This is a genomic window from Cupriavidus sp. JZ107 (assembly GCF_053903255.1).
In genome coordinates, this window is record NZ_CP096480.1 from 389,576 (window position 1) to 401,599 (window position 12,024).

The window sequence follows — 12,024 nt, forward strand, 5'->3', positions numbered from 1 at the left end:
GGGTTGGCTTGCCCTCGATCAGACCCGGCCGGCGTCGCTGCGATGTGTCATCGAGCGGCGAGTTTGTACCGCAGTGTGGGGTCTCGCCGGCCAGATACATTGCGATACACGCGGATTTGCCGTCCCCATACAATGCCGGGGCGGCAGGCATGGCGGTACGCCTGTCGCGCGCACAGCTCGCTCTCCTTCAACCTGCCGGTGACAACAATGGACGCACACGTCGACCATATCCTCATCGTCGATGACGACCGGGAAATCCGGGAACTGGTCTCGACCTATCTGACCAAGAACGGTCTGCGCGTGACGGTGGCGCCCGACGGCCGCCATATGCGCGCCTTCCTGGACGCCAATACCGTCGACCTGATCGTGCTCGACGTGATGTTGCCCGGCGACGATGGCCTGGTGCTGTGCCGCGAGCTGCGCGCCGGCAAGCACAAGTCCACGCCGGTGCTGATGCTGACCGCGCGCGACGACGAGACCGACCGCATCATCGGCCTTGAAATGGGCGCCGACGACTACCTTGCCAAGCCGTTTGCCGCGCGCGAACTGCTGGCCCGTATCAAGGCGGTGCTGCGCCGTACCCGCATGCTGCCGCCCAATCTGCAGATCACCGAGGCAGGGCAGATCCTCGCCTTCGGCACGTGGCAGCTCGATACCACCGCGCGCCATCTGATCGACGCCGAGGGCACCATCGTCGCGTTGAGCGGCGCGGAATACCGGCTGCTGCGCGTGTTCGTCGACCACCCGCAGCGCGTGCTCAATCGCGACCAGCTGCTGAACCTGACGCAGGGGAGGGAGGCCGAGATGTTCGAGCGCTCGATCGACTTGCTGGTCAGCCGCCTGCGCCAGCGCCTGAACGACGATGCGCGCGAGCCGAGCTATATCAAGACCGTGCGTAGCGAGGGCTATGTCTTTGCCTCGCCGGTGGAAATCCGCGAGGCCCGGCAGTGAACGCGCCCCGCTGGGCGTGGCCGCGCACGCTGCGATCGCGCCTGTTCCTGATCCTGCTGACCGGCCTGGTCGTCGCCCACGGCCTGTCGTTCGCGGTGCTGTTCTCCGAGCGGTATATGTCGGCCCGGCAGGTGATGCTTGGCACGCTGGAGACCGACGTGGCCACGTCGATTGCCATCCTCGACCGCCTGCCGGCGGCGGAGCGGCCGCAGTGGCTGCCGCGCGTCAATCGCGGCAACTATCAGTACATCCTCGGCGAGGGTCTCCCCGGCGTGCCCGAGATGACGGCCCGCGGCAGGGATATCGCCGAACGGATCACCGAAGCGAGCGGAGGCCGCTTTCCGGTGCGGGTGGAATCGATCCCCGGCGACGGCAAGCGCGTGCAGGCCCATCTGACGCTGAGCGACGGCAGTCCGCTGACCATCGACGTGCATCCGCGCATGACACCGATCGCGCAATGGTTGCCCTATGTGCTGATCCTGCAGCTGCTGTTGCTGATCCTGTGTTGCTGGTTCGCCGTGCGGCTGGCCATACGGCCGCTGGTCGCGCTCGGCGACGCCGCGGACGCACTCGACCCCAACACCCAATCGGCGCCGCTCGACGAGAGCGGCCCCACCGAACTGGCCCGCGCCGCGCGCGCATTCAATGCGATGCGGGGCCGCATCGCGCGCTTTGTCGAAGAACGGGTGCAGATCCTCGCCGCGATCTCGCACGATCTGCAGACGCCGATCACACGGATGAAGCTGCGTGCCGAAATGGCCGACGACTCGGACGACAAGCGCAAGATGCTGAACGACCTGTCCGAGATCCAGACGCTGGTCCAGGAAGGGCTGGCGTACGCCCGCAGTGCGCACGGCGATGGCGAGAAGCCGTCGCGGATCGACCTGGGCTCCTTTGTCGAGAGCCTGGCCTACGACTACCAGGACACCGGCAAGGCCGTCACGATGCTGCAGAACGCCGGCGGAGCCATCGTCACGCGGCCGCATGCATTGCGGCGCGTGCTGACCAACCTGATCGACAACGCGCTGAAGTTCGGTGGGTCGGCGGAACTGAGCGTGCGCCGGGACGGGGACACGGTGGCGATCGAGGTGCTCGATCGCGGCACCGGTATTCCGGACGACCAGCTCGAGGCCGTGCTCAAGCCCTTCGTGCGCCTGGAGCAGTCGCGCAGCCGGGAAACCGGCGGTACCGGCCTGGGCCTGGCGATCGCCCACGAGCTGACGGCGGCCATCGGCGGCACGCTGACGCTGCGCAATCGGGAGGGGGGCGGCCTGGCGGCCGAAGTCAAGCTGGGCTGACGTAACGGTCCCTTCTTCCTGCGACATCGGCTCCTCGGAGCCGATTTTTTTTGCCCGCTTTGTATGCCTTTGTATCTCGCGTCCGCGGCGATACGCACCCAGACAAAAACGGCCCTTGCCCGCTACGGGCGCGATACGTCGGTCGCCTTAAATGGCATCCGTGGCCCGGCGCTGAACGACAACGAAGCGATCCGGACCGCGCGATACCAACCCGCAACGCAATCTCTTTCAAAGGAAACCATCATGACCGCCCAATTCGCCAAGCGCTTTGTTTTTGCCCTGTCGCTCGCCGCCGCTGCCGCCGGCGCGCAAGCCGCCAGCTTCGCCCAGCCCGGTGCGCGGGACCCCTACACCGACGGCGCCCGCTCGGTGGCCGATGCTCGCGACCCGTACAGCAGCGGCGCCCGCTCGGCGCAGGACCCGCGCAGCGTCTACAGCGACGGCGCGCGCCAGACCGATCCGTACAGCGACGGTGCCCGCCAGTTCGACCCGTACAGCGACGGCGCCCGTACGCTGGCCGGACAGGACCGTACCGGCGTCTCGGCCGAACCTGCGCGCAGCGCCGACCCGTATCTGGACGGCGCCTACGCCTGACCGCCCGGCCCGCGAAATCACCATCATCGAACGCAACCCATTGATCGAATCAGCGAGGGAACCCGAATGACCCAAACGTCCCAAACAACCCAGATGGCCCGGATCGACAAGGTGCTGTACACCGGCAAGACCCGCACCACCGGCGGACGCGACGGCGAGGCGCACAGCGACGACGGCCGGTTGAACATCAAGCTGTCACCGCCGGGAAGCAAGGGCGCCGGCACCAACCCGGAGCAGCTGTTCGCCGCGGGCTGGTCGGCCTGCTTCATCGGCGCGCTGGGCAAGGCCGCCAGCAAGCTGAACGTCGCGCTGCCGTCCGCCCCGTCGGTCGACGCCGAGGTCGACCTGGCGATGGCCGGCCAGGCCTTCCTGCTGCAGGCCCGACTGCACGTGCATATCCCCGGGGTGGACAGCGAAGTGGGGCGGGCCCTGGTCGAGACCGCGCACGGCATTTGCCCGTACTCGAAGGCAACGCGCGGAAACATCCACGTGGAGACCGTGCTGGTCTGAGCGTGCGAGGGCCCGCTGCCGGTCGATCGATCGGCAGGCGTGGCCGCTTCCCCGGTCCGCAAGCCGCCTCCTCTTATCCATTTCGACCTGTCCGACATCATGCGCACGCTTCTCGCTTCCACATTGGCCGCCGCCGGCATCGCCGCGGTCTGTTTGATCGGCAATGGCGCCAACGCCGTTGGTTCCGGCGTTGGTTCCGGTGTTGGTTCCGCATTTGGCTTCACGATCCCGAACCAAACCAAAGCCCCCGAATTCGTCGGCATCGACCGCTGGCTGAACTCACAGCCGCTGTCGATGCAGGGCCTGCGCGGCAAGGTCGTGCTGGTCGACTTCTGGACCTATTCCTGCATCAATTGCATCAACACGCTGCCCTACGTCAAGCAGTGGCACGACAAGTACAAGGACCAGGGGCTGGTCGTGGTCGGCGTGCATACGCCCGAGTTTCCGTTCGAAAAGTCGACCGCCAACGTGCAGGCCGCGATCAAGCGTTTCGATATCCGCTATCCGGTCGCGCAGGACAATGGCTACGCGACATGGTCGGCCTATCACAATCGATACTGGCCCGCGCTCTATCTCGTCGATGCGGAAGGCAAGATCGTCTACCAGCATTTCGGCGAGGGGCAGTACGCGGAAACGGAGGCAGCAATCCGCAATGCGCTGGCGCAGCGCAAGCAATAAGGGCCATGTCTGCGCCGGGGCGTCGCGCAGCGCCCCGGCAAATATGGGGAATACGGGGAATCGCCCGGATGGCGCGCGGTGCCAGGATGTGGCCCAATGCCTGCGAACCCGCCGGTCCCGACGCACGGGCCGAGCCGGATTCCGATCATCACATCACAGGAGACTTCGAATGAAGCCACGCCGCGCCCTGCTCAGCATGCTGTTGTTTGCATCCGCCACCGCCTTTGCGCAAGGCAAGCCCGTGGTGCAGTTCATCGCCACGGGCGGCACCATCGCGATGAAGATCGACCCCGTCAAGAATGCGCCGGTGCCGGCGATCTCGGGCGACGACTTGCTGGCCACGGTGCCCGACATCGGCAAGTACGCCACCATCCAGGTCAATAATCTGTCCAACGTGCCGTCGGACTATATGGACCCGCCGCGCTGGGTCGCGCTGACCCGGGCCGTGCAGGCTTCGCTGGACCGGCCTGACGTCGCCGGGGTCATCGTGTCGCACGGCACCGATACGCTGGAAGAAACCGCATACTGGCTCGACCTGACGGTGCGCTCGGACAAGCCGGTCGTGCTGATCGGCGCGCAGCGCAACGCGTCTTCGCCGGACTTCGACGGCCCCCGCAATCTGCTGAACGCCGCGCGCATCGCCGTCGACGAGCAATCGAAGGGCAAGGGCGTGATGCTGGCGATGAACAATCAGATCAATGCCGCCCGCTACGTCACCAAGACCCACACCGCGAACGTCGAGACGTTCAATTCGGGTGACTTCGGCTTTATCGGCGAGGTCTATCCGGATCGGGTGATTTACTCGAGCACGCCAACGCGCCGCCAGCATATTCCGATCCAGACCGACAAGATGCCCGAGGTCGAAATCGTCGCGATGTACGGCGGCGCCGATGGCGCTGCGCTGCGCAACGCCGTCGATCGCGGCGTCAAGGGCATCGTGGTGCAGGCGCTGGGCATGGGCAACATGAATCAGCCGATGTTCGAGGCCGTCAAATATGCGCTGTCCAGGCAGGTGCCGGTCGTGATCTCGACGCGGGTGCACAACGGACGCGTTCTGCCGAACTACGGCTTCGTCGGTGGCGGCAAGACCACGTTCGACGCCGGCGCGGTGATGGCCGACGATCTGAAGCCGGCCAAGGCGCGCATCCTGCTGATGCTGCTGTTGCAGCGAGGCGTGACCAGCCAGGCCGACCTGCAGGCGGCGTTCAGCCGCTAAGGCTTGGCGAGAAGATAGAGGCTATGCGGCCGGTGGCCAGATCCAGCCCGGCCACCGCCGCTTCAGCCGGTCGGCGACGATGCCGACCTCCACCATGGCTTGCGCCGCGATTTCCGACGGCGGCGACGTCTTGCGGCTGACCAGGCCAACGGACCGCACCGGCCCATCGACGATCTCCGCCACCCGCATGCCCTTCAGCGACAGCAGCGGCATGATGCCGAGATAGGGCAGCACCGCGATGCCAAGCCCTTCCTTGACGAAGCCCGCAATGGTGCCGATCTGGTCCAGCTGGAGCTTCGGGCGGAACTGCACGCCGCGCTGCAGGAACGCGGCGCTCATGTATTTCATCGCGGTGCTGCGGTCGGTCATGCTGATGAGCGGCAGGCCGGCGAGTTCGTCCATATGCATGCGCTTGCGCAAGGGCTTGCGCCACTGCGCCGGAGCGAGCAGCACGAAGCGATCGCGCAGGATCTCCCGGAACAGCAGGTCAGGGTTGGATGGCGACGCGGAGGCCAGCGCGAAGTCGACCTGATAGTCGATCACGCGCTGTACCGCGGCCTGATCCGCGCAGTCGTGCACCGCGATCTGCGCATGCGGATAGCGCCGTTCCAGCGCCGCACAGACGCCGGGCAACAGCACGTTGGCAAGGGATGGCAGCGCCGCGATCGACAGCCGCTGCGCCTCCTGTTCCGCGCGGCTCTGCAGATGCCGCAGGCCGGAATCGAACTCGCCGACGATGCGGCGGGCCATCGGCACCAGCTGCTCGCCGGCCGGCGTCAGCCGGACGCTGCGCGTCGATCGTTCGAACAGCGCGATGCCCAGTTCCTCCTCCATCTCCTTGACCGCCTTGCTCAACGACGGCTGCGTGACGAAAAACTGCTCGGCGGTGCGGCTGAAATTCAGCGATTGCGCCAGTGCCAGGAAGATCCGCAGTTGGCGGGGTGTGATATTCATTCTTTGGGTCTATCAATCTATAGACAAAGGGAATTTCCGCAATAAATGTAGTCTCCCTAGAATGGGCCGCGCAAGCGATTGCGGGATTTCCTTGCGGACCTGGACAACGGAGACGAGATGCTGGATCTGAACGGCAAGGTGGCGCTGATCATGGGATGCGGCGCCGTCGCCGAAGGGTGGGGGAACGGGCGCGCCACCGCGATGCTGATGGCGCGGCAGGGGGCGCGGGTGTTCGGCACGGACCTGCATCTGGGCCATGCGGTGCGCACGCGCGAACTGATCGTCGCCGAAGGCCACGATGCCGATGTGGTCGCGTGCGACAGCACCAGCGCGGAGCAGGTCGAGGACGCGGTGCGGGCCTGCCTGTCGCGCCATGGCCGCATCGATATCCTGGTCAACAACGTTGGCCTGTCGCAGCCCGGCGGTCCCGTCGACATGGACGAAGCCGTCTGGGATGCGCAGATGCAGGTGAACCTGAAGGGCGCGTTCCTGGCGTGCAAGCACGTGCTGCCGATCATGAAGCAGCAGGGCGGCGGTGCGGTCGTCAATATCGCCTCGGTGGCCGGGCTGCGGTATGTCGGCAAGCCGCAGGTTGCCTATGCCGCGGCCAAGGCGGGCCTGATGCATTTCACGCGGACGACCGCGGTGATTCACGCGCCGGACAACATCCGGCTGAACTGCGTGGTGCCCGGACTGATGCATACCCCGTTGATCGAAGGGCTGGCCGCCAAGTATGCCGGCGGCGATACGCAGGCGTTCATTGCGCACCGGCATGGCCAGGTTCCCATGCAGCGGATGGGCGATGGCTGGGACACCGCGCACGCGGTGCTGTTTCTGGCAGCCGACGAGAGCCGCTATATCACCGGCACCGAGATCGTCGTCGACGGCGGGCTCGTTGCCGCGACGCGATAGCGGCTGCGTGCCGCTTGCATTGCAGTTCGATGCCGACAGGCATGCGGCAAGGCTCCCGCCAGCCTTGCCATCGATAACGACAGGAGACCACGATGACATTCCTTTCTCGGCGCCTGCTTGGCGCCGCGGCGCTGGCCGCCGCTGCCCTCTCTCCCGCCGCTCCCGCCTGGAGCCAGGCGTATCCGAGCCAGCCGATCCGGCTGATCGTGCCGTTCGCGCCGGGCGGCGCGGTGGACCAGACCGCGCGCACGATTTCCGGCGCGCTGGGCAAGGAGCTGGGCCAGCCGATCGTCATCGAGAACAAGCCCGGTGCCAGCGGCTCGCTGGGCGCAGCCGATCTGGCACGGGCGAAGCCAGATGGCTATACGCTGATGCTGGCGCTGGATTCGCATGCGGTGAATCACTACACGGTCAAGAACCTGCGCTTCGATACGTTCAAGTCGTTCGACTACCTGAGCCTGCTGGTCACGACGCCGCAGGTGCTGGTCGTCAACAACGCGTTGCCCGCCAACAATCTGGATCAGCTGGTGGCCTACCTGAAGGCCAATCCCAATACCTCGTATGGATCCGCGGGCACGGCGTCGGCCGGGCACGTCAACAGCGCGCAGCTGTCCATTGCCAGGCAGCTGGCGACGACCCATATCCCGTACAAGGGCGCGGCGCCGTTGCTGACCGACCTGCTGGGCGGCCATGTCCAGTACGCGTTCGCCGGCCTGTCGGTGATGCTGCCGCATATCAAGGCGGGCAAGGTCCGCGCGCTGGCGGTCAGCTCGCCGAAGCGCTCCGCGATGCTGCCCGACGTGCCGACGATGAGCGAGGCGATTCCGGGCTTCGAGTATCCGACCTGGATCGGCCTGGTCGCGCCGCAGGGCTTGCCGCCCGACGTTCGCGCGAAGCTGCTGGCCGCGACGCACAAGGTCATGCAAGATCCCGAGGTATCGAAGCGATTCGCAGAGAATGCGTTCGATATCGTCAACAGCAGTCCCGAGGCCTTTGCCGCCCGGGTCAACAAGGACGCGGGCGCCATGGGCGATCTCGTGCGCCGCAAGGTGATCGTCGCGGAATAGACCACGCCGATTCCATTTACCCCACTACGGACCCAGACATGGCCGCCATTCCCTACGCCGATCTTTCGGCTCCCGACATCCAGCCGCTGGCCGAACGGATCGCCGCCGAGCGCGGCAGCGTGCTGCATCTCTATCAGATGCTGCTGCACGCGCCGCCCGTGGCGGAAGGCTGGCTGACCTATCTGACCGCCATCCGACAGAAGTCGAGCCTGCCGGGCGCGCTGCGCGAGATGGTGATCATGCGCGTGGCGATTCTGAACGGTGCGTCGTACGAGGCCGACCAGCATGCGCCGATCGCGCTGAAGGAAGGCATGACGCAGGCCCAGCTCGATGCCTTGCCCGACTGGCGCGACAGCGCGCTGTTCGTCGATGTCGAGCGCGCGGTGCTTGCCTACACCGACGCGATGACGCGCGACATCCGCGTGGAGCCCGCCGTGTTTGCCGGGATCGCGCGGCACTTCTCGCATCGGCATGTGGTCGAGCTGACCGCTACCATTGCCGCGTACAACATGGTGTCGCGCTTCCTGGAGGCGCTGCAGGTGCATTCGCACGACGCGAGGTAGTGTTGTGCTCGGGGGGGCCTTTCCCCCGGCCCCTCTCCCGCCAGCGGGAGAGGGGAGCCAATCACCGGCATTCCGGCCAACCATAGTGACTCGCCTCTCGCTGCGCAATCTCCCTCTCCCGCTTGCGGGAGAGGGTTGGGGGAGAGGGCAGCGTGGATCCACCCCTCCGGGCCGTCAGCGCCCCGAGGGAACCTCCGAAGGCGATACCGGATCGGCCTCGAAATCCATCGTATCCATATCGACATCGGACGCCACCGGCTTGCCGAACAGCTTTAGCCAGGCAAAGCCCAGCACACCCGCGCTCAGCGATGCCAGCAGGATCGCCATCTTCGATGCATTGATCACGGCCGGCGCATCGGTAAAGGCCAGGTTGGTGATGAAGATCGACATCGTGAAGCCGATGCCGCCGAGCAGGCCCGCGCCAAGGATATGCCGCCAACGCAGGTCGAGCGGCAGCTTGCAGAGACCGATGGCGACCGCGACGAAGCTGACGAGCGTGATGCCCAGCGGTTTGCCGACCACCAGCCCGGCCAGGATGCCAAGGCTGTTCGACGACGCCAGCTCCTGCGCCCAGTCGCTGCCGATGACGATGCCGGTATTGGCCAGTGCGAAGATCGGCAGGATCACGAAGGCGACCGGCCGATGCAGCAAGTGCTCGAGCCGATGCGACGGCGAAGCGGCGTCGTCCTGCCTGGCGGAGAAGGGGATCGCGAAAGCCAGCAGCACGCCGGCAATCGTCGCGTGCACGCCGGACTTCAGCATCAGGAACCACATCAGCACGCCGCCCAGCAGGTAGGGGATCAGCGACATCACGCGCAGCACGCGGTTCATCACCAGCAGCGCGGCGAATACCGCGAGCGCGCCGGCCAGATAGACGAACGCCAGTTCGGCCGTGTAGAACAGCGCGATCACGATGATGGCGCCGAGGTCGTCCATCACGGCAAGCGCGGTCAGGAAGACCTTCAGCGAGGCCGGCACGCGGCTGCCGAGCAGCGCCAGCACGCCGAGCGCGAACGCGATGTCGGTCGCCATCGGAATGCCGATGCCGGCCTGCGTCGGCGTGCCGCCGTTGAATCCGAAGTGGATCAGTGCGGGAACCGCTATGCCGCCGGCCGCCGCGACGATGGGCAGCAGGGCATTCCGGAGGCTGGACAGTTCGCCGTTGTACAGCTCGCGTTCGAGTTCGAGGCCAATCAGCAGGAAGAAAATGGCCATCAGCGCATCATTGATCCAGTGCTCGACGCTGAGGCCCGCGACTTTCACATGCCACAGGTGGAGGTACTGATCGCCGACCGGCGAATTGGCCAGTATCAGCGAAACGACGGTGCAGGCGATCAGCAGGATGCCGCCCGCCTTCTCGGACTCGAAAAAGCGCTGGAACGTATTGGAGAGTCGTCTTTGTACGATTGCCATGGGACCTCTCTTGGGGAGCTATACCGGGATGGAAGCGAATGGAAATGCGCGCGCGCAGGCGCCGCGGCTTCCGTTGCCGGGAGGCGCGGAAGGGGGCGTTGCGTGACAGCGCGTGGGAGCGGAGAGTCGACCAGGGGAATGGTCTGGATGAGGGTGGTGCATGCATCGGTCGCGGAAAAGCCGCGTGGCGGCCCGACCGACGCAAATCCTGCCACCCCGTGGGGTGAGCACCCGGGCCGAAGTATACCGGAACGGGGTGGCAGGAGGGCGGAGACGTCGTTAAGCGGATCCGCTCTTGGCGGCGGCGCCGTGCTTGCGCGCAAGCGGCAGCCGCCATCCCAGCGTCATGCCGGCGGCCGCGATCAGGATCGCCGCGGCACCGGTCCATTGCGCCCAATCGAGGCGCAGGCCGAAGGCCACCATATCGACGACGATCGCGACCACGGGATAGACGAACGACAGCGCCGCCGTCATCGCGGTCGACAGCTTCTGGATCGCGCCATACAGCAGGATGTAGACCAGCCCGGTATGGACCACGCCGATCGTCACCAGCATCGGCCACGACCCGTCGTAGGCCGCCAGGTCCGACAAATTGGCGAACGGGGCCAGCATCGCCATGCCGACGCAGGCCTGGATCAGCGCGATCAGATGCGGCGGCACGCCCGACAACCGCTTGGTGATGATGGCCGCGACCGCATAGAAGAACGCGGCACCCAGCGCCAGCGCGATACCGCCCAGATAGTCGGTGGCGCCATGGCCGTGATCGGGCTTTGCCTGCACGATCATCAGCACGCCGGTGAAGGCGATCAGCAGCCAGGCCAGCTTGGTCAGCGTGATGCGTTCGGAAAACAGCAGCGCGCCCAATGCCACCAGCATGAACGGCTGCGTGTTGTAGACCGCCGTCGCGATCGAAATCGAGGCGCGCGGATAGGCCGCAAACAGCAGCAGCCAGTTCATCACGATCGCGACGCCGCCCAGTGCCGCCAGGCCCAGCGTGCGCCAGGTCAGCTGCCGCAGCATGCCCAGCGCGGCGCAGACCGCCAGCAGCGTCAGCGCGCCGAACAGGCAGCGCCAGAACACGACGTCGCGGATCGGCTGTCCGGACTCGACCACGAACCAGCCGATGGTGCCGGACAACACCATCGAGGCCGTCATTTCGGCAGTGCCGCGTAGGGAATTCACCGTCTTTCTCCTGAGGGCTGAATGGTGTTTAGAATCGCATGACGAGGGCCGCGATTCTATATGGTTTGTTAGGCGGGATGGCGGCAGTTCCTGTATTTCGAAGGTATATCGCCTGATCCCCTAAGGAAATAAAAAATGCTCGACGATGTCGATCGGCGCATCCTCGCCGTGCTGGCGGAGGACGCCCGGATTTCACTGAAGGAGTTGGCGGCGCGGGTCGGGCTGTCTTCGCCGAGCACTTCGGAACGGCTCAAACGCCTGGAAGAACGCAAGGTCATTCGCGCCTTCACCATCGATATCGATCCGGCCGCGCTCGGTTATCCGCTGCAGGCCATCGTTCGTATCCGCCCGCTGCCCGGCAAGCTCCATATCGTGCAAAAGCTGATTGCCGATATTCCGGAGATCGGGGAATGCGACAAGGTGACCGGCGAGGATTGCTTTATTGCGCGCCTTTATGTGCGTTCGATCGAGGAGCTCGATGGCCTGCTGGATCGCGTGGCCCAGATGGCGGAAACCAATACGTCGGTGGTCAAGGCCAAGGTGGTGCCCAAGCGCGGCGCGCCGATCGGAGAGAGCCGCGGCTAATGCCCGCACGGCTTGTCCGCCCGGACTGCATGGTGGAACAAGCGCGGAAAGCCTTGCCAAACAGGCGCACGACGGTACATTGTTGGCGGAGAACAAGCCGG

13 protein-coding genes are annotated in these 12,024 nt (G+C 65.8%); 10 read left to right on the forward strand and 3 right to left on the reverse strand.

Annotated elements, in window-relative coordinates; all coding sequences use genetic code 11:
- Nucleotides 1-207: 207 nt before the first annotated feature.
- The 6 genes from M1D55_RS01675 to M1D55_RS01700 all read left to right on the forward strand — a co-directional run bounded on the left by M1D55_RS01675 (nt 208) and on the right by M1D55_RS01700 (nt 5,247).
- Complete coding sequence (locus tag M1D55_RS01675; protein WP_006576750.1) at nt 208-951, forward strand: response regulator; 744 nt, start codon at nt 208-210, stop codon at nt 949-951.
- Nucleotides 948-2,249 (forward strand): ATP-binding protein, encoded by a 1,302-nt coding sequence (locus M1D55_RS01680; protein ID WP_006576751.1) that lies wholly within the window; start codon nt 948-950, stop codon nt 2,247-2,249. The genes M1D55_RS01675 and M1D55_RS01680 overlap by 4 nt, the downstream gene beginning before the upstream one ends.
- A 243-nt stretch (nt 2,250-2,492) precedes the next feature.
- Nucleotides 2,493-2,843 carry a hydroxyquinol 1,2-dioxygenase gene (locus tag M1D55_RS01685; RefSeq protein ID WP_456280919.1) on the forward strand — a complete coding sequence of 117 codons (351 nt, stop codon included), beginning with the start codon at nt 2,493-2,495 and terminating at the stop codon, nt 2,841-2,843.
- Between the two features lie 93 nt (nt 2,844-2,936).
- The gene (locus M1D55_RS01690; RefSeq protein WP_006576753.1) at nt 2,937-3,353 is read left to right on the forward strand and encodes an organic hydroperoxide resistance protein; all 417 of its coding nucleotides are present in this window, start codon (nt 2,937-2,939) and stop codon (nt 3,351-3,353) included.
- 99 nt (nt 3,354-3,452) lie between these two features.
- Nucleotides 3,453-4,031 carry a thioredoxin family protein gene (locus M1D55_RS01695; RefSeq protein WP_456280920.1) on the forward strand — a complete coding sequence of 193 codons (579 nt, stop codon included), beginning with the start codon at nt 3,453-3,455 and terminating at the stop codon, nt 4,029-4,031.
- A 169-nt stretch (nt 4,032-4,200) separates the two neighbouring features.
- Complete coding sequence (locus tag M1D55_RS01700; RefSeq protein WP_456280922.1) at nt 4,201-5,247, forward strand: asparaginase; 1,047 nt, start codon at nt 4,201-4,203, stop codon at nt 5,245-5,247.
- A gap of 21 nt (nt 5,248-5,268) precedes the next feature.
- On the opposite strand, the gene M1D55_RS01705 is transcribed toward M1D55_RS01700, so the two are convergent.
- Nucleotides 5,269-6,201 (reverse strand): LysR family transcriptional regulator, encoded by a 933-nt coding sequence (locus M1D55_RS01705; protein ID WP_006576756.1) that lies wholly within the window; start codon nt 6,199-6,201, stop codon nt 5,269-5,271.
- Nucleotides 6,202-6,318: 117 nt separating this feature from the next.
- Here M1D55_RS01705 and M1D55_RS01710 point away from each other — a divergent pair, with 117 nt between their 5' ends.
- The 3 genes from M1D55_RS01710 (at nt 6,319) to M1D55_RS01720 (ending at nt 8,743) form a co-directional block, all read left to right on the forward strand.
- The gene (locus M1D55_RS01710; protein WP_456280923.1) at nt 6,319-7,113 is read left to right on the forward strand and encodes an SDR family NAD(P)-dependent oxidoreductase; all 795 of its coding nucleotides are present in this window, start codon (nt 6,319-6,321) and stop codon (nt 7,111-7,113) included.
- 92 nt (nt 7,114-7,205) lie between these two features.
- Entirely contained in the window at nt 7,206-8,180 is a 975-nt protein-coding gene (locus M1D55_RS01715; protein ID WP_456280924.1) for a Bug family tripartite tricarboxylate transporter substrate binding protein, read from the forward strand.
- Between the two features lie 38 nt (nt 8,181-8,218).
- Nucleotides 8,219-8,743 carry a carboxymuconolactone decarboxylase family protein gene (locus tag M1D55_RS01720; protein ID WP_006576759.1) on the forward strand — a complete coding sequence of 175 codons (525 nt, stop codon included), beginning with the start codon at nt 8,219-8,221 and terminating at the stop codon, nt 8,741-8,743.
- Nucleotides 8,744-8,917: 174 nt separating this feature from the next.
- On the opposite strand, the gene nhaA is transcribed toward M1D55_RS01720, so the two are convergent.
- Both nhaA and M1D55_RS01730 read right to left on the reverse strand, forming a co-directional pair.
- Entirely contained in the window at nt 8,918-10,156 is a 1,239-nt protein-coding gene (gene nhaA, locus M1D55_RS01725; RefSeq protein WP_456280925.1) for a Na+/H+ antiporter NhaA, read from the reverse strand.
- 279 nt (nt 10,157-10,435) lie between these two features.
- A complete protein-coding gene (locus tag M1D55_RS01730; RefSeq protein ID WP_043438555.1) occupies nt 10,436-11,311 on the reverse strand; it encodes a DMT family transporter in 876 nt (291 codons plus the stop codon).
- Nucleotides 11,312-11,473: 162 nt separating this feature from the next.
- Here M1D55_RS01730 and M1D55_RS01735 point away from each other — a divergent pair, with 162 nt between their 5' ends.
- Nucleotides 11,474-11,923 (forward strand): Lrp/AsnC family transcriptional regulator, encoded by a 450-nt coding sequence (locus M1D55_RS01735; RefSeq protein WP_006576762.1) that lies wholly within the window; start codon nt 11,474-11,476, stop codon nt 11,921-11,923.
- Nucleotides 11,924-12,024 lie beyond the last annotated feature (101 nt).

Excerpts from the sequence above, each read along its gene's own strand:
- M1D55_RS01675 (WP_006576750.1), top strand. The coding sequence starts at position 208 with ATGGACGCACACGTCGACCATATCCTCATCGTCGATGACGACCGGGAA.
- M1D55_RS01685 (WP_456280919.1), top strand. The coding sequence starts at position 2,493 with ATGACCGCCCAATTCGCCAAGCGCTTTGTTTTTGCCCTGTCGCTCGCC.
- M1D55_RS01690 (WP_006576753.1), top strand. The coding sequence starts at position 2,937 with ATGGCCCGGATCGACAAGGTGCTGTACACCGGCAAGACCCGCACCACC.
- M1D55_RS01695 (WP_456280920.1), top strand. The coding sequence starts at position 3,453 with ATGCGCACGCTTCTCGCTTCCACATTGGCCGCCGCCGGCATCGCCGCG.
- M1D55_RS01700 (WP_456280922.1), top strand. The coding sequence starts at position 4,201 with ATGAAGCCACGCCGCGCCCTGCTCAGCATGCTGTTGTTTGCATCCGCC.
- M1D55_RS01705 (WP_006576756.1), bottom strand. The coding sequence starts at position 6,201 with ATGAATATCACACCCCGCCAACTGCGGATCTTCCTGGCACTGGCGCAA.
- M1D55_RS01710 (WP_456280923.1), top strand. The coding sequence starts at position 6,319 with ATGCTGGATCTGAACGGCAAGGTGGCGCTGATCATGGGATGCGGCGCC.
- M1D55_RS01715 (WP_456280924.1), top strand. The coding sequence starts at position 7,206 with ATGACATTCCTTTCTCGGCGCCTGCTTGGCGCCGCGGCGCTGGCCGCC.
- M1D55_RS01720 (WP_006576759.1), top strand. The coding sequence starts at position 8,219 with ATGGCCGCCATTCCCTACGCCGATCTTTCGGCTCCCGACATCCAGCCG.
- nhaA (WP_456280925.1), bottom strand. The coding sequence starts at position 10,156 with ATGGCAATCGTACAAAGACGACTCTCCAATACGTTCCAGCGCTTTTTC.
- M1D55_RS01730 (WP_043438555.1), bottom strand. The coding sequence starts at position 11,311 with ATGACGGCCTCGATGGTGTTGTCCGGCACCATCGGCTGGTTCGTGGTC.
- M1D55_RS01735 (WP_006576762.1), top strand. The coding sequence starts at position 11,474 with ATGCTCGACGATGTCGATCGGCGCATCCTCGCCGTGCTGGCGGAGGAC.